The following is a 20994-nucleotide window of genomic DNA, read 5'->3' on the forward strand; positions in this document are numbered from 1 at the left end:
GGAGAATGATGTATGATTCGAGAATACCAGCCGCAAGATTTACCCGTACTTTATGACATTTATCGTTATTATGTAAATACGACCCCATATAATTTTGATTTAGAACCGATGTCTTATGGAAGCTATGAAAGGCAGATCAACGAAATCGCAAACCAGTATCCTTTCTTTGTAGCCTGCCATGAAGACAGGGTGATTGGATATGCGTATGTTCATCCTGCTTTTTCAAAGAAAGCCTATCGCTATTGCATGGAAGTTACGATCTACTTTAAAGAAGGTCCGCATTATCAGATGGCGGATCCTTTGCTTGAGACCCTGGAAATGGCTTGTCGTGAAAAAGGATACCGATGGTTGATTTCCTGCATTACCGATTCCAATCAGGCCAGTATCGATTTTCACGCCAGGCATGATTATATATTGATGGGCTCTCTTCCAGAGTGTGGGCAAAAGAACGATCAGTGGCACGGTGTCGTTTGGATGAACAAGGACTTAATGAAAAAGACGGTTCCATATTATCAGGCCCATTCCTCTGTGATTACTGGAGATGTCAAAATTGATCAAGATTCGTCTGTCTGGTTTGGTGCTGTGATTCGAGGCGACAGTGCTCCAGTTACGATTGGTAAAGAAACCAACATCCAGGACAATGCCGTTTTGCATGGATCAATCGGACATCCTTTGACGATCTCAGATCGTGTGACCATTGGCCATGGCGCTATTGTTCATGGCTGCACTATAAACGAAGAAGTCTTGATTGGTATGGGAGCCATCATTATGGATGATGCCTGCATTGGACGGCACTGTATCATTGGTGCAGGGACGATCATTCCTTCAGGAAAGGTGATCCCAGAGGGCAGTGTGGTCATTGGAAATCCGGGAAAAATTGTTCATTCGATCTGTCCTGAACAGATTCAGGCAATCCTGGATAATGCCCAAGAGTATGTGGATCTCGCTAAAGACTACCGAAAGAAGAGGACATAAAATGGAAACAATTTTAAACTATATTCATTTACGGAAAGACATCCCGTTTTCCTTTCGTCCCTTGAACTGGATCGATCTTCTGATTTTAAATGAACTTTCTTATGTTGATTGGAATACAATCGTCGGACAAGAGCCTATTCGCTTGCCAGAAGCCTGCAAAAAGTACTTTGAAAATCATGATGAAGATGAAATCGAACGTGTTTTCAGTTTTTCAAAAAAGATTCCCAATCTGGTTCGTGATCTAAAATCGTGTCCTCGATACCAGGATGTGCAATTGATGCATTATCAGGAAGTGTTTGATGAGGAAAAACAGATCCAGTTTGGTGCCGTGTCTTTTCTCCTTCCTGATGGGACACTCCTTATCAGTTATCGGGGTACAGACAGTTCGATATTAGGATGGAAAGAAAATATGCAGATGACCTATAAAGAAGAGCTTCCATGTCATCTTCTTGCGAAAGATTTTCTGGAGTTTGTTTTAGATCAGGTTCCTGAAACCAGTTCTTTTTTTGGCTTGGTTAAGAAGAAAGTCTATCCCAAGATCTATATCACAGGGCATTCCAAAGGCGGGAATCTTGCCATGTATGCTGCCTTGAAATCAAAAAAATATGCGGATGTGATCACGAAAGTCCTGGCTTTTGATGCCCCTGGTTTTCTTACATCTTTTCTTTTGAAAGAAAAAGAAAATCCGCTCTGGAACAAAATCACAAATTACAAGCCTAAAGATTCTATTATTGGATGTTTGTTGGAACATCAGGAAAAATCAGTGATCTTGGATGCGGATGAATCGGGACTTCTTCAGCACGATCCTTTTTACTGGAAAATAAGTACCGACTCCTATGTGCCTGTGGATACGCTTTCTCAAGTCAGTAAAGAAACACATGAACTGGTCGATCGCTTGCTCTTATCAAAAAACGATGAAGAGAAAAAAGACTATATTGACTTGATTTTTTCTATTTTGGATCGTCTTGATATTGACTCGGTTTCAGGTTTTAGCGATTTGAGTTTAAAAAAAGTGATGTTAGGGGTATTGGAATTGCGAAATATGTCAGGAGATGAACGTAAGTTTGTCTTTGATATTGTAAGTTTTTTAGGGACTCAAACGTATTCGTGGATGAAAACACAGAAAAAATAGAGACAGGGTTGATTTGATCCTGTCTTTTTTTTATAATTTCTTTAGTTTTGGCCAATACAGATCGATGGACTGTAATTGGGAATCCAAACGTTTTAATGATTTACATCGTATCTTTAGGAACGAGAGTAGGAGGAAAAGTTTATATGTCAAAAAAATCCAGTCAGATTCGAAACCTGACCATGCTGGCGCTGTTTCTTGCCATTGAAGTTGTTTTACTGGTAACACCTTTAGGCTATTTGCGAATCGGTGTCTTAAGTGCGACTTTGATGCATGTGCCTGTGATTGTCTGTGCCTGTACAATGGGAACGAAATATGGCGTTCTCATGGGACTTGTCTTTGGTGTGACCTCAGTCATCAATGCAACGATGGCTCCCACAGTGACAAGCTTTGCGTTTAGCCCGTTTGTAGAAGTGGGTGGATTCAGCGGCGGTTTTCAATCGCTGATCGTTGCGATTGGACCCAGACTTCTTTTAGGATGGCTGGCAGGAACGATCTATCATGGATTGAAAAAGAATGGAAAATCAATTGCCTTTAGCGCTTTTGTTTCCGCATTGATTTCCACCGTGGTTCACACAGCGGGCGTTTTAGGCCTGATCCTGATCTTTTATGCAGCTCCTTATGCTTCTGCCATTGGGGTGGCTCAATCTGGACTGATGATTGCGATGGCTACGGTGATCTTGACCAATACGGTTCCGGAAATCGTTGTCGCTGTGGTGGCCAATGTCGCACTGACAAAAGCATTAAGCTCTAGAAAATAGAAAAATGGATAACTCAATCAAAGCTGAATTTGATTGAGTTTTTTTTCGTCTTTATAGGTTCTTTTTCTTTTAGTGGGACCATGATAAAATAAGCGAGGTGAATTGTATGGATAATCTGGAAATGTTAAATGAAAAACAACGTGAAGCCGCTACGATTACGAATTCTCATGTTCGTATCATTGCCGGGGCGGGCAGTGGAAAAACCCGTGTACTGATGGCCCGTATCGTATACTTGATACAGAATTGTGGAATTTTTCCCAATCGGATCATGGCGATCACGTTCACAAATAAGGCGACCAACGAGATGAAAGAGCGTCTCATGGCGCAAATTGGAAAAGAGGCATTGGCGGTGCGAATTTCGACCATTCACTCATTGTGTGTTCGAATCTTGCGGGAAGATGCCGATAAGATCGGATATCCAAAGTCGTTTACAATTCTGGATACCGACGATCAAAAGCAGATCTTACGCCCTGTTTACAAATCGATGGACCTTGACATCAAGGAACTGAATATGAACAAAGTACTGGGAATGATCTCCGGCTATAAAAGCGAAGGTCTTTCACCGACACAGGCCTTAGAAATGTCTTTTACTCAGGAACAGGAGAAAATTGCGAAAATCTATGATGCTTACGAGCGAAAACGAAAAGAAATGAAGGCGATGGATTTTGATGATCTTCTCCAGGAAGCTTTTCATTTATTGAAAGAATCGACAGAAGTCGCTTTGAAGTGGCAGAACCGTTTGGATTATATTCATGTAGACGAATTTCAGGATGTGGATCCTGTACAGTATTCTATCATTCGTCTGTTGACGGGCCCGCATGCATTTTTGTGTGTTGTCGGAGACCCAGATCAAACCATTTATACATGGCGCGGAGCCAGTGTCGATATCATTCTTCGCTTTGATAAGGATTTTAGACCTTGTAAAAGTGTGATCCTTGATCAAAACTACCGTTCCACGCAACCGATTCTCGACGCCAGCAATGCGGTGATCAAGTACAACGAAGATCGAATCAAGAAAGATCTGTTTACCAAGATACCAGGACAAGACAAGATCGTACTTCATCCTTGTATTGACGATAACGATGAACCTTTGTATGTTTCTAAAAAAATCGTTCAGGAACATAAAAGTGGAGTTGATTATAAGGATATGGCCATTTTATATCGTTCCAATTTTTCTTCCCGTTCTTTTGAACGTGTTTTACGGACGGTCGGCATTCCTTATCGTATCTATGGCGGGATCCGGTTTTATGAGCGGCAGGAAATCAAAGATGCCCTGGCTTATTTGAAACTTTGTACCAAACCGGAGGAAAGCGATCCTAAACAGTTGTCTCTGGATCTGGCGGTTTTACGAATCATCAATCAGCCGCGCAGAGGAATTGGTCAAAAATCGATTGACACGATTCGGGAAAAAGCTCTGCACAGGGGACTCAATCTGTATGATACCTTAAAAGATCCGCAAGATCTGGGTGGAGCCATTGTGAAGAAAACGGCATCTTTTGTAGATTTGATTGAAGATCTAAGAAATAAACGCGAACATTTGTCCCTGGAGGATTTTTTGGAAGTCGTTTTGGATGAAAGTGGCTATCGGCAAATGCTGGAAGAAGAAAATGAGACCGAACGTCTGGAGAACTTGAAGGAACTAAAAAACGATATTGCGCAAAGTCTTCAGGAAGATCCGGAAATGACGCTGGAATCCTATCTGCAGGATGTATCGTTATTCACCACTCGAACCAATGAAGAATCCGCAGATTGTGTTTCATTGATGACGGTACACTCTGCCAAGGGACTTGAATTTGATACGGTCTTCATCGTTAATTTTAACGACGGCGTTTTCCCAAGCACTCGTTCCATGGATGAAGGGGGACGAAAAGCACTGGAGGAAGAAAGACGGCTTTGTTATGTGGCAATGACCCGAGCCAAGCGCCATCTTTATATGACATGGAATACAGGTTACAGCTATATGCTGGATACTTATAAAACACCAAGCCGTTTTTTGATGGAAATTCCAGAGGAATATACCTTGAACGAACAAAAGAAAAACACGTTTACCGAAACCAAAACAACAGTATCTGTATCGATTCCTTCAAAAAAATCAAAGGCAAAATTCAAAGTGAAGGATCATATTCAACACGATGTGTTCGGTGAAGGAATCGTTTTAAAGATGGAAAATAATATTGCTACCATCGCCTTTAAACATCCTCACGGCATCAAGAAACTCAATGCCTTGCATCCTTCCATCCATAAAATCTAGAGGTCATGGTATAATATTTAGTGGTGATTATGATGACGGAAGAAAATAGAATAATCGAACTTAGAAAACTATTGGAAAAATATTCAATTGAATATTATGTATACGATAAACCGACGGTCAGCGATCAGGAATATGATCGTCTGATGCAGGAACTTATGACTCTGGAAGAAAAACATCCAAAGATGTACGATCCCAACTCTCCAAGCCAGAGAATCATCGGGGCGGTTCTGGAAGGCTTTGAAAAGGTGGAGCACACGCAACAGATGCTGTCGTTAGGCAATGTGTTCAACTATGAAGAAATACAGGAATTTGTTAACCGTATTCAGGAAAGCGTACCGCATCCTGAATTCGTCGTGGAATGCAAGTACGATGGTTTGGCGATGTCATTGGAATACGATCAGGGACGTTTTGTTCGGGCGGTAACGCGTGGCGATGGTTTTGTCGGCGAAGATGTCTCGAATAATGTAAGAACCATTCCCACAATTCCGATGTATATTGATGAAATGCGTCATGTGGAAGTTCGAGGCGAGGTATATATGCCCAAACAGAGCTTTGAAGAACTGAATCGGATCCAGGAAGAAAAGGGAAAACCGCTTTTTGCCAATCCGCGGAATGCCGCCGCTGGATCGATTCGTCAACTCGACTCGTCTGTTTGTGCCAGCCGTAAGCTGGATGCTTACTGGTATTATTTTCAGAACGCGGGGGATTTTGATATCAAAACCCAGGAGGAAGCTTTGGAAGCTATGGAAAAGCTCCATTTCCGTGTGAATCAATTAAGAAAAGTTTGTCACAATACTGCAGAAATCTGGGACTTTATACAGTCGATTGCCAATCAAAGAGATGAATTATCGTATGAAATCGACGGTATGGTGATCAAATTGAATGATTTGGCTGCTCAGCAGACATTAGGCTCTACAGCCAAAGCCCCTCGTTATGCGACAGCTTACAAATTTCCGGCTCAGGAAGTACAGACCCGCTTAAAAGATATTGTGATCACGGTAGGAAGAACAGGGAAAATCACCCCCAATGCGGTTTTGGAACCAGTTCGTGTAGCCGGCACCACAGTCAGTGCAGCTCAGCTTCATAATGAGGATATGATCGTTTCAAAAGATCTTCGTATCGGCGATATCGTTGTGGTTCGAAAAGCAGGAGAAATCATTCCTGAGGTTGTGTCGAGTCTTCCTGAAAGAAGAGACGGTTTTCAAAAACCTTATGTTTTTCCTGAACATTGTCCTGTATGCGGTTCGAGGCTTGTACGTCTGGAAGGAGAAAGCGCGCATTACTGTATCAATCAGGATTGTCCAGCCAGGGTCGTTGAAAGTATGATCCATTTTGCGTCTCGAGATGCGATGGATATCGATTCGCTGGGAGATAAAAAGATTGAACAGCTTCATGAGTTTGGTTTCCTAAATTCCATTGAAGATATTTACTTTTTAAAAAATCATCGCGAAGAACTGCTTCTCAAGAAGGGATATCAGACCAAGTCCGTAGATCATATGTTGAATACGATCGAAGAAAGTAAGAAACAGCCTTTAGGTTTGTTGTTATATGGATTAGGAATTCGGCAGGTAGGTAAAAAAGCGGCAATGATCCTTGCTCAGCATTTTGGCTCGATGGATGCCTTGATGGCGGCAACTTATGATGAGTTAACAAGCATCCGTGATGTAGGTTCGATTACCGCAGAAAGTATTCTGGCATTCTTCAAAGAAGAAAAGAATATGCATCTGATTTCAGTTCTAAAAGAGCAGGGACTAAATATGTTGCAGGAAAAGACGCAAAAGAAACAATCTTGTTTTACCGGTAAAACCGTGGTTCTTACAGGAACATTGGAACAATATACCCGTAATGATGCCAAAGCGGTCCTAGAATCTTTAGGAGCGAATGTGGCTGGTTCGGTTTCGAAAAAGACGGATTTTGTGATCTATGGGACGGCTGCCGGTTCCAAGCTTGAAAAGGCACGGAATCTGGGTGTTTCCTTGATGAGTGAAGAAGAATTTATACAGGAGGTAGCCAATGCGTTTGAAAAAGATTAGTTTTATTCTTGTTCTGTCTCTGACTTTGTTTGGCTGTTCAACGATGAACAATACCAATCAATCCAATCCTGTCGGAACTCAGGAATACGCAGCGATCCAACCTTATGAATCGAGCGATTCAAGAATCAAACATGCCTCTTTGATGAGTGATATGCAGTCGCGATTTTTTATTGAAGACGGGTTGATGGAACTTTCTAAGACTCATTTTCCATGTTCATCCGTTGCCTATAAAACGCAAACTTTTTTGGATTATGATGAACTGGATGCCACTGATGGATCTCGGGGGTTGTTAGGGACCAGCCGGGATGACAACCCCAACGGTTTAAATCCAAGCTCTGATGAGGGCTTCGATACAGGAAACGGAACGGTCACGGGGGCCATCATTCTGGTGGATCTTTATGAATTGGACTGGTATAGCGATGATGACCTTCAAGGCATTTCAATCGGTATGGTCGTTAATGATGCGTTGGAAGACAAAGATGGAAACACGGTGGAAATTACCCAGGAACGGTTAAAAAATTATTTGGAAGTGACCTCCAGCCATCTTGTCAGTTATATGCGGGAACGCTTTAATGAAATCACTTCACAGGTTCCTATCTATATCGCTTGTTTTTCTTTAGACCATGAAGGCGATACATTGGGTACGTACATGTACCAAGGGTATTTTGAAGGAACGCAAGGCGATTTTTCAAATTTGAACATGCGCTGGATGGATGTTCCCAGCACGGTTTTCAGTAAACAGGCAAGTGAATTTTCTGAGCAGTTCACAGAATATCAAAAGGCCATTGATCCTGTATTAGCGGATTATTCTTATGTTGTAGCCAATGCCCGGATGGAAGATGATGAAGTTACAGAATTTCAAATCACCATCACATGTCATGGGAAGACATTGAGTGAAATTAGTGCGGTTACCCAAAAAGCCAATGACGAATTGTCTGTTTTTACCGAAGATTCGTGTCAGTATAAAGTACAGATCGTTACGGATACAGGCACGTATGCCATTATATCTCGTGATCCAAACCAGACGGCTACGCAGGTTGTGACTCTTTAAAAGATTATGAATCGTCAAATCATAGATAAGATCTTAGAGGATCTTCATTTTGAAATGGATATCCATGAAAGAAAACAGATTGAAGCAGATCTTGATGCATTAGAACGGATCTCCCGTCAGTTTTCAACAATGGATACGAAAGATGTGGAACCCATGGTTACTTGTTTTGAGGGAAACTGGAAAAACTTACGCGAAGATATTCCCATAAAACCGGTTGCTTCAACGGATCTTTTAAAAAATACAAAGTCTAAAAAAGATAATTTTGTAGTGGTTTCTAAAGTGGTGAAATAAATGCGCTTATTTGAAAAACGAGACATCCAAACAATTATGGAACAATGCCATAAGACACAATCCAGGACCAATGCGATTGTGTCTTTTGTTCATGAGAAAAACAATATAAAGAAGGACTGGAGCGATGTTTATGTCGCGGTAAAAGACAATATCTCCGTGAAAGGCACGCCTTGCATGGCCGGTTCAAAGATTTTAAATGGGTATATTCCTCTGTATGATGCAACAGTTGTGAAAAAGCTAAAGGAAAAAGGGGCTCAAATTTTATGTAAGACAAATATGGATGAGCTGGGAATGGGAGCTACAGGACAAAACTCATGCTGCGGACCCACATTCAATCCTTATGATGTTCAAAGAATTTCCGGAGGCAGCTCCAGTGGAAGTGCTGTGTTAGTGGCAACCGATTGTGTGCCCCTGGCTTTGGCAACCGATACAGGAGACAGTATCCGTGTTCCTGCCAGCTATAATGGGGTAGTGGGCTTCAAACCTACCTATGGCCGTATCTCCCGTTATGGGGTGATCTCCTATGCCAGTTCAATGGATACCGTTGGTTTTATGACAACTTGTATTGAAGATGCATGGAGAGCGTTTGAGCTCTTACAAGGATATGATCCTAACGATATGACCAGTATCGACCATTCTTTGGGGTCTATCAATTTTTCTCAATCTATTCAGGGAAAGAAGATTGGCATTTTGAAGAATGCCCTGGATCAGGTTACAGATCCTGAGCTTAAGAAAAAATTTTACGATTTGATGAACGACTTACGCCGGCAGGGAGCCATTATTCAGGAAGTAAGGTATCCCCAAGAGCTCATGGATTTGGTTTTACCTGTGTATCAGGTGATTTCTAATAGCGAAGCCTGCAGCAATTTTGCACATTTGGATGGTATTCGTTTTGGCTTACAGAAAAGCGGATTGAACTATAAGGAGGCCATCACGCAATCACGAACGGAAGGGTTTTCCTTTCCCGTCAAACGTCGTTTATTATTGGGGGCTTACAGTCTCTATGAGGAAAACCAGCATCGAATCTATCAAAAAGCGCAAAAGATTCGCCGGCTTCTTGTGGATGAATTTCAAAAGCTTTTTGATGATTTGGAATTTCTTGCGTGCCTAACCACTACGGATATTGCCCCTAAAATTGAAGAAGAGTTTATCGACCCATCGTATTTAAAACTTGCCAATTTATCTGGATTTCCGGCTCTCAGTCTTCCTTTTGGATCAAAGATAGGGTGCCCTTACGGTCTTCATCTTTTTGCCGGAGCGTTTCAGGATGAAAAAATGATTGAGATTGCTTATCAGATCGAAAAAATAATAGATGATAAGGAGAATTTATCATGAATCACTATGTACATATTGGGCTAGAAATGCATTGTGAGCTCTCTACTCAGTCAAAAATGTTCAGTCACGCACCGGCAAAGACAATAAAAGAACCTAATTCTTGTGTTGATCTTTTGGATTTTGGATTTCCCGGGACATTACCGACCGTGAATAAAAAAGCAGTAGAATATGGTCTCCTTATCTGTGATCTTCTTCATTGCGAAATTGACAAAAACTTACGCTTTGACCGCAAAAACTATACGTATGCCGATCTTCCTAAAGGATATCAAATTACGCAACAGAATCATCCTTTGGGTAAAAACGGCCATTATCTTGTTCATGGAAATAAAATCCACATCCAAAAAGTTCATTTGGAAGAAGATACGGCAAAAATGATCCACAAGCAGGATCAAACGTATATTGATTTTAACCGCTGCGGGTATCCTCTGGTAGAAATCGTAACGGATGCTTCCATCAATCGACCAGACATCGCGTGTGAATATGTTCGATCTTTAGTGCTGGATCTAATTTATCTACAGGTGACAGAGGGAAAGATGGAAAACGGGAACATTCGCTGTGATGTGAATGTTTCGGTGACAAAAAATCCGGATTCGCTAGGATCCAAAGTAGAAATCAAAAATATCAACTCGATTTCAAATATGAAAAGAGCTCTTGATCATGAAATAAAAAGGCAAAGTGAGCTTCTTGATCAGGGAATAGAGATTTCTGAGCAGACAAGACGTTATGATGAAACATCAAAAACAACCGTTTTACTACGGAAAAAAGAAACGGCAAGAGATTACCGATATTTACCAGAACCGAATATTCCGGTGATCCACCTGGATGAAAGCTGGATTCGTTCCATACGGGAAAATCGGCCAATGCTTCCTGATGAATTGATTTTGATGTTGAATGACCAGTATGGCTTAAGCTTTCAACAAGCTGAACAGCTCGTTTCGCAAAAGGAATTGACGGATTTCTTTTTAAAGGTTATAAAATATACGGATCGATATTTGGATGTCTTTTCCTTTCTGATGGGAGATATACGTTCCTGGATGAAAGAAAATCATAGAGAAATATTGGATCAGGATCCAAAAGTTTTAGGTGATCTGATCTGTAAGATGGATAGTAAGCTTTCCAGACAAGATGTTCGAACATGCATCATTCCTTATTTGGAACATCGATCCATTGATGCATTGATTGAGAAGTTGGAAAGTGCAAAAATGGACGATCTTTCATTGAATCTTTTGATTGATCAGGTTTTAAAAGAAAATCAAAAAAGTGTCGCCGATTATAAAAATGGTCGGGATCGTGCTTTAGGATACCTGGTTGGACAGGTCATGAAATGTTCAAAAGGACGATCGGATCCAAAGATTGTTCATGATATCCTATTGAAAAGACTGGAGGAAGCAGTATGAAAAAAGCAAATTCAAAGAACAGTGTTTTAAAATGGATCATTATTGTGATTCTTTTATTGATGATCTATGGAATCGCCGGTTTTGGCTTTTACTTCTTTTATATGAATCCACAAAATCAGGGAGCTTTTACGGAGGGAATCCTGGGCTTGATCAATGCCAATTATATCCGTCTTTTGATTGTGTTTACTGTATTTGTGGTTTTGATGCTTGTCGCAAGCTGGATCTTACATCGGCATAAGAATGAAAAGAAATTCCTTCGTGTTTTGACGCGAATTGTTTGTCTTGTTCCTGCCATCATCGTAGGCGTTTTTGTATTGAAAAACTTTTGGCTGGATCTGCCGAAAATCACTGCACCGCAAACGATTCTTTTAAAGAACGTGGAGTGGGATAAAAAAGATAACAATCACAACATCTCGGGTATCGACCAGGATGGAAATCCAAAAACTTACCATCTTAATACTTCGACATATAATGCGCTGACAGAAAAATGGGAAAATAAAGAAGCGTTTTCGACTTTGAAAGTTCTTCCATATAATCAAATCGTGATGTCGGTGCAGGTTGATGATCACCTTTCACAGAAGAATATAAAAAATATGGTGTATCCGACGGAGATGTCCGATGACTGGCAGCGTTTGCAGGTTCAGATCAATAAGAAAGTATATGCATTGAACGAACCTTTATCAAACTTTCTAGACAATGGTTGGGTAGTTGATGAAACGTCTTATGAATCCAAACAGCACGAAAACCTGGAAGCTGGAAAGTCGCAGGATCTTTTGCTGACAAATCGCGATGGAAGACAAGTTGCCTTAACCGTTAAAAATACGACAAAAGAAACACAGGAAATTGCCAAGGCTTCGGTGGTAAAGATTGTCTTGAACAACGTTGATTCAGGGTTTTATTACGTATTGCCTTCGGATATCGTGCTGGGATGGTCACACGACAAAGAAATCTTAAAAACTTATGGAGAACCAAAAGAAACCAAAGAAACAGAATGGCTTTATGATTCTGAAAACGGCTCCATGCGGCTTGTTTTTACAGATCAAGGCATTCTTGATGGAGTCACGATGTCTAGTAAATAAATGAGCTTTCTTTTCGATTTCATATCGAAGATCTTAACAAAATATACAAATTTTGATTCTATGGTATAATAAGAAACAGGAGGCCAGATTTATGGGCAAAAATGTAAAAAATAAAAATCGAAGAAAAAAGAGAACAGCGCCTAAGCAGGGACATAAATTGGTCTGGTTTACGCTGGTTATTATATTGATTCCTTTTGTGATCATTGGATATGTGATCTTGACAAGTATGGGAGGACAGAATGAACCGGTTGTGGGGAATCGATTCCATTCATCCGATTTAAATCCATCGATTTCTAAAGATCAGATCTCTCAGGTACAGAATGCAGTATCTTCTATCGGAAGTGTGCAAAACGTAGAAGTGAATTTGAAAAGTGCCACTTTAAGAATCTCGGTTGACATTGATGATGGTGCCAATGCGGATACATGCAATTCCATAGCCCAGGAAGCGTATAAACAAGTTACCGGGATCCTTCCTGCCGATACGTATTTCACCAATACGGAAGATAGTAAAATGTATGATTTAGAAATCGATGTGTATAACTTCCTTTTGGATGATACGCATACAGATGGTCAAATCTACTATAAGGTTTATAAAACCGGAGCTGGGGAAGTGAGTACGCAAAATATGACACAGCCAAAAGATCAGGAGCTTGTCAATCAATTAGTTCGATAAGAGCCAAACGGCTCTTTTTTTTCTGCAACAAAAAAGGCGCTTAGCGCCTATTTTGTGATTGTAAAGCCAACTTTACGATATACTTTTGCGATTTTTTTATCGGCTATCAAGCTTGCCTTTTTTGCACCCTCCAAAAGAACCTGGTCCACGATTTTTTTATCCTGGATGTCTCTGTATTTGGCTTGAAGATCGCTCAAAAAATCATAAACGGTTTGCCCGATCTCTTTTTTTAATTCGCCATATCCTTTTCCCTGGTAACGCGATACGATTGCTTCGATAGGTTCCTTGGCCAGAACCGATTGAATCGTTAGCAGATTGGCCAGCCCCGGCTGATTTTCCGGGTCATATTGGATCACACCTAAAGAGTCAGTAACAGCCGACATAATTTTCTTTCGGGCTAGATTTGGATCGTCCAGTAAGTCAATCGTGCCTTTTGGATTTGTTTCGGATTTTGACATCTTTTTGGTTGGGTCCTGTAGAGAATAGATTTTTTGACCCACTGTTGTCATCACAGGTTCCGGAACGATAAAGGTGTCGCTGTAACGATGATTAAAACGTTCCGCCAGATTTCTTGCCAATTCCACATGTTGTTTCTGGTCAATTCCGACTGGTACATATTTCGCATCGTACAATAAGATATCCGCTGCCATCAGACATGGATAAGTAAACAATCCAGCCGTGATTCCCGTTTCTCCCTTGGCTGTTTTGTCTTTGTATTGTGTCATTCGCTGAAGTTCGCCCATGTAGCTCATACATGTCATGATCCATCCCAGTTTGGCATGAGCACTGACATCGCTTTGAAGAAATAAGGTCACTTTTTTCGGGTCAAGGCCACTTGCCAGATAAAGGGCAATCAAATCTTTTGTGTTTTGTCTGAGTTCCTTAGCTTCAATAGGAACCGTGATCGCATGCTGATTGGCAATAAAGATATATAATTCATATTGATCCTGGAATTTTACAAACTGACTGATGGCTCCAATATAGTTTCCCAAAGTGAGTCTTCCTGTCGGTTTGATTCCACTTAACATTCTATCCATAGATTTTTCCTCCGCTTGTTTATTTTACATCAAATATAGAGGAATTCCAATGATATTTTATAAGCCCGGTGTTATAATAAAAAAGAAGTAAAGGAGGGATTACTATGGTCATAATCTATACATCCCCAGGCTGTGCCAGCTGCCGTAAGGCGAAACAATGGTTAAAAGACAATCAGATTGAATTTAAAGAAAAGAATATATTTACTACGATTCTTGATGAAAACGAGATCAAATATATTTTGTCCCGTTGTGAAAACGGTACGGAAGATATCATTTCGGTTCGCTCCAAAGCTTTTCAATCGTTAAAAAAGGATATCAATGATCTTTCTATGAAGGAGCTTGTAACATTGATCCAGAAAAATCCTTCGATCTTGAAACGCCCCATCATGTTATCAAAGAAAAGTCTTGTGGTCGGTTATGATGATGACGAGATCACTGTGATGATGCCGGCAGAATTAAGACCGGTCGTGGAAGATTCATGCAATCCGAGCTGTCCAAACTACGATATTTGCGGAAGTGTGCGCTTGGAGGAAAAGACACTTACATCCTCTTGTCAGTAAAACAGGGCAACCTGTTTTATTTTTTTTATGATCAAGGATCATCTTCGTTAAAAACAGCTTTTCTAATTTCTAGTTTCGTTTATGACAGATTGTGCTATAATGAAAACGTTGAAAACGTTTACAAATACGTAGATAGGAGGACTTGAATGACAACGAAGTACGTATATCTATTTCAAGAAGGGGACGCAAATATGCGTGAGCTTTTGGGAGGAAAAGGTGCTAACTTAGCGGAAATGAGTAAGTTGGGCATGCCGGTTCCAAACGGATTTACGATCACTACCGAAGCTTGTAACAAATACTACGAAGATGGAGAAAAAATCAATGAGGAGATCCAGGCTCAGATCATGGAATACCTGGACAAATTAGAAAAAGAAACAGGAAAGAAATTCGGAGACGTTCAAAACCCATTGCTGGTATCTGTACGTTCCGGTGCCCGTGCCAGTATGCCGGGTATGATGGACACGATCCTGAATTTGGGAATCAACGATACTGTAGCAAAGACAATTTCTGATAAATCAAATAATCCGCGTTTCGCCTACGATTCATACCGTCGCTTTATTCAAATGTTTGCGGATGTTGTAAAAGGATTGAGCAAAAAACGATTTGAAGAGATCATTGATGAGCTTAAGGCCGAAAGAGGCATCAAAGACGATTTGGAATTAACAGCGGAAGATATGATGACCCTGGTAGAACGCTTTAAGGAATTCTACTTATCTGAACTTCATGAAAACTTCCCAACGGATCCGAAAACCCAGATGATGGAAGCCATTGAAGCTGTATTTAAATCTTGGAATAATGAACGTGCGATCTATTATCGCCGTATGAACGATATCCCTAGTTCATGGGGAACAGCTGTCAATGTACAGATGATGGTCTTTGGAAACATGGGTGAAGACTGTGGTACCGGTGTTGCCTTTACGCGTAGTCCGGCAACAGGAGAAAACAAACTGTTCGGTGAATTCTTAATGAACGCTCAAGGGGAAGACGTTGTAGCTGGTGTCCGTACTCCGCAGAAAATCGATCAGTTAAAAGAAGTCAGTCCGACAGCTTATGATCAGTTTGTTGAAATCTGTTCAAAACTTGAACATCACTATAAGAACATGCAGGATATGGAGTTTACCATTGAAGGTGGAAAACTCTTCATGCTGCAGACAAGAAATGGTAAACGTACCGCTCAGGCGGCCTTGAAGATTGCCTGCGATATGGTGGATGAGGGCCTGATTAATGAAGAAGAAGCCTTGATGATGGTAGAACCGCAACAGTTGGATTCTTTGTTGCATCCAATGTTTGATCCGGATGCTTTGAAAAAGGCTACACCAATCACTTCTGCCTTACCGGCCAGTCCAGGCGCTGGATCGGGTCAAATCGTATTTACTGCCGATGAAGCCAAAGAAGAAGTGGAAAATGGAAAGAAAGTTATTTTAGTACGTTTGGAAACAAGTCCGGAAGATATTGAAGGTATGGCTGTTTCTGAAGGTATTCTTACGGTTCGAGGCGGTATGACAAGTCACGCTGCCGTTGTAGCCCGTGGAATGGGGGCTTGCTGTGTCAGCGGTGCCGGAGATATCGAAATGCACGAAGAAGATGGTTACTTCACTGTAGGTGGCAAAGATTATCACCGCGGTGACTGGATTTCTATCGATGGTTCTACTGGTAATGTCTATGGGGAAGCTTTGAAAACCGTACCTGCTGAAATCAGTGGAAACTTTGAGCGTTTCATGTCTTGGGCCGATAAAGCTCGCAAATTAAAAATTCGTACAAATGCCGATACACCTCGTGATGCAGCACAGGCGGTGAAATTCGGGGCCGAAGGAATTGGTTTGGTACGTACAGAACATATGTTCTTTGAAGGCGATAAAATCAAAGCAATCCGTGAAATGATCGTTGCGAAAAACGAGGATCAGATGAAAGCGGCTTTGGATAAATTAGAACCTATGCAGCAGAAAGACTTTGAAGGAATTTATGAAGTCATGGAAGGACGTCCGGTGACCATTCGTTATTTGGATCCACCTTTGCATGAATTCGTTCCAACAGATCCAGAAGATATCAAAGAATTGGCAAAAGAGATGAATATGCCGGTAGAAGAATTGGATCAGGTGATCTCTTCTCTTCATGAGGTCAACCCTATGATGGGACACCGTGGTTCCCGTCTGGACGTTTCCAATCCAGGAATTGCCCATATGCAGACTGCGGCTGTGATCAAAGCGGCCATCAATGTAAATAACGCGCATCCAGGATGGAATATTGAGCCTGAAATCATGCTTCCACTGATTGGAGACTTAAAAGAGCTCAAATATGTAAAGAAGATGGTAACGGAAACGGCCGATAAGATCATCGCTGAAGCCGGTGTTGATATGAAGTATCATGTTGGTACAATGATCGAAGTGCCACGTGCGGCTTTACTGGCCGATGAGATTGCGGAAGAAGCTGAATTCTTCTCCTTTGGTACCAATGACTTAACGCAGTTGACCTTTGGTTTCTCTCGTGATGACGCAGGAAAATTCTTACCGGAATACTATGATGCCAAGATCTATGAAAATGATCCATTTGCCCGTTTGGATCAAAACGGTGTTGGAAAATTGATTTCTATGGCTGCTGAATTGGGAAGAAAAACCAATCCGGATATTAAATTGGGCGTTTGTGGAGAACACGGTGGAGATCCATCCAGTATTGAATTTGTAAACAAACTTGGATTGAACTATGTATCTTGTTCACCATACCGTGTGCCGATCGCTCGTTTAGCGGCTGCACAGGCTGCCATCAAACAAAAATAAACGATAAGGAGATGCTTGCCATCTCCTTCTTTTATAGGTGTTACAATGAAAGAAATCGATAAAATGAAACAAGGGCTTTTATATCATCCTTTTTCTCTGGAAGACAATACATGGTTGAAAATTCGGAAAGCCCTCAAAGATTTTAATGAAAGTGAATATTGGAAAGATCCAAAGCCTTTGGAACATTTACGAAGTTTTTTTAAACAATCGTATTCGGATCTGGCGTTGGTTCCGCCTTTTTATTGCGATCATGGAATCAATATTTCTATTGGACGTCATTTTCAAGGAAATACGGGTATCACGATCTTGGATGAAGCGACGGTCTCAATTGGAAATGATGTATTTATGGGACCTCATGTGAGCCTCTACACACCGATCCATCCTTTGTGGGCACCCATTCGAAATAAAGATGTGGAATTGGCCAAACCAATTACTATTGAAGATTCTGTTTGGATCGCTGGGAATGTCGTCGTCAATGCCGGCGTTACAATAGGAAAAGGAAGTGTCATTGGATCGGGAAGTGTCGTAACGAAAAGTATTCCTCCCGGCGTGTTTGCGGCGGGCAATCCTTGTAAAGTCATACGAAAAATTGAGGATGAGGATATAATATATTGGGAAAGGATGTATAAGGAATCAAATCATGAATAAAGTGCTATTTATAAACTCTTGTGTTTCCAAAGACTCAAGAACGTTGTGTCTGGCTCATCGTTTATTAAAACATTTAAAAGGAGATCATATTCAAATTGAGCTGCAGAAGGAAGACCTTCAGCCTTTGAATCTTACAGAACTGGAAAAAAGAGATCGGTCAAGCTATGAAACACGCTATGCCGTTTTACTATCTCAGGCCGATACAGTTGTGATTGCTGCTCCTTATTACGATCTGTCGTTTCCTTCGCTTTTAAAGATATGGATCGAGATGTGCTGTCTCCAAGGGGTTACTTTTTATTATGATGAACAGGGACGATGTCAATCGTTATGTCGGGCAAAGAAGGCCTATTATGTTGCCACTGCTGGTGGAACTTATGATCCTCGATTTAGCTATGATTATGTGAAAGCTGTATTTTCTATGTTTTTTGGGATTGAAGATGTGGAATTGATCATTGCCGATCGACTGGATTTGATCGATACAAATACCGAATCCATTCTATGCCGGACAGAACATCAAATTGATGAAAAATTCAAGGAGAATCAAGTATGAAAAAGATAGGAAAAACCAATGCCATGCGCCTGTTGGACCAACATCAAGTTGAATATACTGTTATAGAATATCCTCATCGGGAAAAAGAAGCAGTAGATGGAGTCCAGGTCGCTTCTTTATTAAAGGAAGATGTAAATACTGTCTATAAGACGTTGGTCACAAGAGCGAATACCAAGGAGATCCTGGTTTTTATGATCCCGGTTGATAAGGAACTGGATTTAAAAAAATGTGCCAGGGCAGCAGGTGTTAAAAGTGTTTCCATGATCCATGTCAAAGAAATCAACGCTTTGACAGGTTATATTCGAGGCGGATGCTCACCCCTTGGGATGAAGAAGAGCTATCGTACCTTCATTGAGGAAGATTGTTTAAGTCAACACCATATTTTTTTTAGTGCCGGAAAAATTGGTCTTCAGATCCGGATGGATCCGAACGTGTTGATATCACATTTCTTGATACAGCCAAGCTCTTTGATCAAGGATCATTAAAATCTTGGCGTATTTTTTCTCTCGCAAATATATCGGATTCTATAAGATGTAGAAGAGTTTAAATCGGTTTTCTTACGCAAGATCGGTTCTATATCTATTATTCCCTCTATAGTTGAGGAGTCATAAAAAAGATGATATAATATCAAAGAATTTAGACACGTGTAAATGTTTAAACACGAGAAGGATAAAGTATGCGATATAATCTTGAAAAGAAACCGAGTCGATTCGCCATTCGGACCCTAAAAACATTTTCTGACACCATGTTTTCGTTATTAGAAACAAAAAGCTTTGAAACGATCATGGTTTCTGAAATCTGTCAGCTCGCCAATTATCCCCGAGCCACTTTTTATAATTATTTTGAAGATAAATATGATTTGTTGGAATATTGTTGGACGATCATAAAAGATAAAATCTATCCTCAAGATTTTGTTGAGATGAATAGTGAAAACCGCGTCTATGAAATATTTGGAAGAATTTATGATTTTTTTGATGAAAAAAAAGATCGCCTTTTCCGGATTTTATCTCACAATCCATTAGAAGGAGAGCTTTATCTTTGTTTTAAACAGTATATGGGTTCACAGATTTTAGATATCATGAATACAATTCATTTTTCCAGCGATCGTTTTCTTCCGGAAGGTTTGTTGGCTGAATATTACTGTGCAACGATGCTTTTGGTTCTGGAATACAGCTTTTTAAAAGAAATGAAATTTACGAAGACTCAGGCGATTGCATACTTACAGACTCTTTTAAAGAAAGGATGAAATGTATGTGGACAAAAAACAGTGTCTTTTATCAAATCTATCCATTAGGTGCTTTTGGATGTCCTTTTGAAAATGATGGAAATCTGGAACATCGAATCTTGAAGATCGAAAACTGGATCACGGATTTAAAAGAATTAGGAATTGACTGTGTGTTGTTTAATCCGCTTTTTGAAAGTCACAGTCATGGATACGACACCATTGATTATTACCGTTTGGATTCCAGACTGGGAACCAACGAAGATTTTGTAAAAGTTTCTGATATGCTTCATGCCAATGGGATTCGTGTTGTCCTGGATGCGGTTTTCAATCATGTAGGGCGTGGTTTTTTTGCGTTTCAGGATGTTTTGAAAAATCGCGAAAATTCACAATATAAAGATTGGTTTTATATTAATTTTTGGGACAACAACAATTATAATGACAATCTAAGCTATCAAAATTGGGAAGGCAATAACAATCTTGTGAAATTAAACCTTCAGAATAGGGAAGTTGTAAATTATCTTCTAAATGTTGTCGATTTTTGGAAACAATCGTTTGATATCGACGGTCTGCGTTTGGATGTGGCTTATTGTCTGGATCATGGCTTTTTAAAAGCTTTACATTCTCACTGTAAGAATATTGATTCCGAATTCTTTTTATTAGGGGAAACTTTACATGGCGACTATAACCAGTGGGTCAATGAGGAAATGCTGGACAGTTGTACCAATTATGAATGTTACAAAGGCCTCTATTCGAGTTTTAACAGTGCTAATTTGTTTGAGATCCTGCATTCTTATCATCGCCAGTTTGGAAAGGAACCCTGGTGTCTCTATACCGGCAAACAGCTTTTGTGTTTCCTCGATAATCACGATGTAACTCGTATAGCTTCCATTTTGAATCATGAAGAACATTTGCCGTTGATTTATACGATGTTATTCACGATGCCGGGAATCCCTTGCCTTTACTATGGCAGTGAGTGGGGAATCAAAGGAGAGAAAAATTGGAACGATACCTCTTTGAGACCATCGATTGAGCGTTTAGAAAGAAACGCGCTGACAAAATTTATTTCTAAACTGATTCACATCAAACACACACATCCAAGCTTATGGGGATGTGATTATGAACAGATTTTTTTAACGAACACATATTGCGTATATGCTATGAAGAGTCCGGAAGAAACACTTTGGATCGCCATCAATTTATCGGATCAAAACGTGGAAGTTTCTGT

At 40.5% G+C, this 20994-nt stretch carries 19 protein-coding genes; 18 read left to right on the forward strand and 1 reads right to left on the reverse strand.

Annotated features, from left to right (window positions below):
* Positions 1-12 precede the first annotated feature (12 nt).
* The 11 genes from Q0K03_RS02935 (at position 13) to Q0K03_RS02985 (ending at position 12975) form a co-directional block, all read left to right on the forward strand.
* Positions 13-975, forward strand: a complete 963-nt coding sequence (locus tag Q0K03_RS02935; protein WP_297237543.1) for a GNAT family N-acetyltransferase — start codon at positions 13-15, stop codon at positions 973-975.
* A gap of 1 nt (position 976) precedes the next feature.
* Positions 977-2107 carry an Mbeg1-like protein gene (locus Q0K03_RS02940; RefSeq protein ID WP_297237545.1) on the forward strand — a complete coding sequence of 377 codons (1131 nt, stop codon included), beginning with the start codon at positions 977-979 and terminating at the stop codon, positions 2105-2107.
* 143 nt (positions 2108-2250) lie between these two features.
* Complete coding sequence (locus Q0K03_RS02945; protein ID WP_297237548.1) at positions 2251-2865, forward strand: ECF transporter S component; 615 nt, start codon at positions 2251-2253, stop codon at positions 2863-2865.
* A 106-nt stretch (positions 2866-2971) separates the two neighbouring features.
* Positions 2972-5116 (forward strand): ATP-dependent helicase, encoded by a 2145-nt coding sequence (locus Q0K03_RS02950; RefSeq protein ID WP_297237550.1) that lies wholly within the window; start codon positions 2972-2974, stop codon positions 5114-5116.
* Between the two features lie 32 nt (positions 5117-5148).
* Positions 5149-7149: an NAD-dependent DNA ligase LigA gene (gene ligA / locus Q0K03_RS02955; protein ID WP_297237579.1), complete on the forward strand. Its 2001-nt coding sequence runs from the start codon at positions 5149-5151 to the stop codon at positions 7147-7149.
* Positions 7130-8200 carry a CamS family sex pheromone protein gene (locus Q0K03_RS02960; RefSeq protein ID WP_297237552.1) on the forward strand — a complete coding sequence of 357 codons (1071 nt, stop codon included), beginning with the start codon at positions 7130-7132 and terminating at the stop codon, positions 8198-8200. Before ligA ends, Q0K03_RS02960 begins: the two co-directional genes overlap by 20 nt.
* Positions 8201-8206: 6 nt before the next feature.
* Positions 8207-8491, forward strand: a complete 285-nt coding sequence (locus Q0K03_RS02965; protein ID WP_297237553.1) for a hypothetical protein — start codon at positions 8207-8209, stop codon at positions 8489-8491.
* Positions 8492-9826, forward strand: a complete 1335-nt coding sequence (locus Q0K03_RS02970) for an amidase family protein (protein WP_297237555.1) — start codon at positions 8492-8494, stop codon at positions 9824-9826. It abuts the gene before it with no gap.
* Complete coding sequence (gatB, locus tag Q0K03_RS02975; protein WP_297237557.1) at positions 9823-11223, forward strand: Asp-tRNA(Asn)/Glu-tRNA(Gln) amidotransferase subunit GatB; 1401 nt, start codon at positions 9823-9825, stop codon at positions 11221-11223. The genes Q0K03_RS02970 and gatB overlap by 4 nt, the downstream gene beginning before the upstream one ends.
* The gene (locus tag Q0K03_RS02980) at positions 11220-12302 is read left to right on the forward strand and encodes a hypothetical protein (protein WP_297237559.1); all 1083 of its coding nucleotides are present in this window, start codon (positions 11220-11222) and stop codon (positions 12300-12302) included. Before gatB ends, Q0K03_RS02980 begins: the two co-directional genes overlap by 4 nt.
* 91 nt (positions 12303-12393) lie before the next feature.
* Positions 12394-12975, forward strand: a complete 582-nt coding sequence (locus Q0K03_RS02985) for a hypothetical protein (protein WP_297237561.1) — start codon at positions 12394-12396, stop codon at positions 12973-12975.
* 47 nt (positions 12976-13022) lie between these two features.
* Here Q0K03_RS02985 and trpS read toward each other — a convergent pair whose 3' ends face one another.
* Entirely contained in the window at positions 13023-14012 is a 990-nt protein-coding gene (gene trpS, locus Q0K03_RS02990) for a tryptophan--tRNA ligase (protein ID WP_297237563.1), read from the reverse strand.
* Between the two features lie 104 nt (positions 14013-14116).
* Between trpS and Q0K03_RS02995 the strand changes: the two genes are divergently transcribed.
* The 7 genes from Q0K03_RS02995 to Q0K03_RS03025 all read left to right on the forward strand — a co-directional run.
* Positions 14117-14572: a Spx/MgsR family RNA polymerase-binding regulatory protein gene (locus Q0K03_RS02995; RefSeq protein WP_297237564.1), complete on the forward strand. Its 456-nt coding sequence runs from the start codon at positions 14117-14119 to the stop codon at positions 14570-14572.
* A gap of 146 nt (positions 14573-14718) precedes the next feature.
* The gene (ppdK, locus tag Q0K03_RS03000) at positions 14719-17346 is read left to right on the forward strand and encodes a pyruvate, phosphate dikinase (RefSeq protein WP_297237566.1); all 2628 of its coding nucleotides are present in this window, start codon (positions 14719-14721) and stop codon (positions 17344-17346) included.
* Positions 17347-17391: 45 nt separating this feature from the next.
* Positions 17392-17994: a sugar O-acetyltransferase gene (locus Q0K03_RS03005; RefSeq protein WP_297237568.1), complete on the forward strand. Its 603-nt coding sequence runs from the start codon at positions 17392-17394 to the stop codon at positions 17992-17994.
* Complete coding sequence (locus Q0K03_RS03010) at positions 17987-18544, forward strand: NAD(P)H-dependent oxidoreductase (RefSeq protein ID WP_297237570.1); 558 nt, start codon at positions 17987-17989, stop codon at positions 18542-18544. Before Q0K03_RS03005 ends, Q0K03_RS03010 begins: the two co-directional genes overlap by 8 nt.
* Positions 18541-19029: a Cys-tRNA(Pro) deacylase gene (gene ybaK / locus Q0K03_RS03015; protein ID WP_297237573.1), complete on the forward strand. Its 489-nt coding sequence runs from the start codon at positions 18541-18543 to the stop codon at positions 19027-19029. The genes Q0K03_RS03010 and ybaK overlap by 4 nt, the downstream gene beginning before the upstream one ends.
* A gap of 191 nt (positions 19030-19220) precedes the next feature.
* Entirely contained in the window at positions 19221-19790 is a 570-nt protein-coding gene (locus Q0K03_RS03020) for a TetR family transcriptional regulator (RefSeq protein WP_297237575.1), read from the forward strand.
* Positions 19791-19795: 5 nt separating this feature from the next.
* Positions 19796-20994, forward strand: a 1199-nt coding sequence (locus Q0K03_RS03025; protein ID WP_297237577.1) for an alpha-amylase family glycosyl hydrolase, incomplete at its 3' end; no start/stop codon positions are given.

Origin of the sequence: uncultured Faecalicoccus sp. (assembly GCF_944327125.1) — a bacterium.
In the GTDB taxonomy this organism is placed as follows: Bacteria; Bacillota_I; Bacilli_A; order Erysipelotrichales; family Erysipelotrichaceae; genus Faecalicoccus.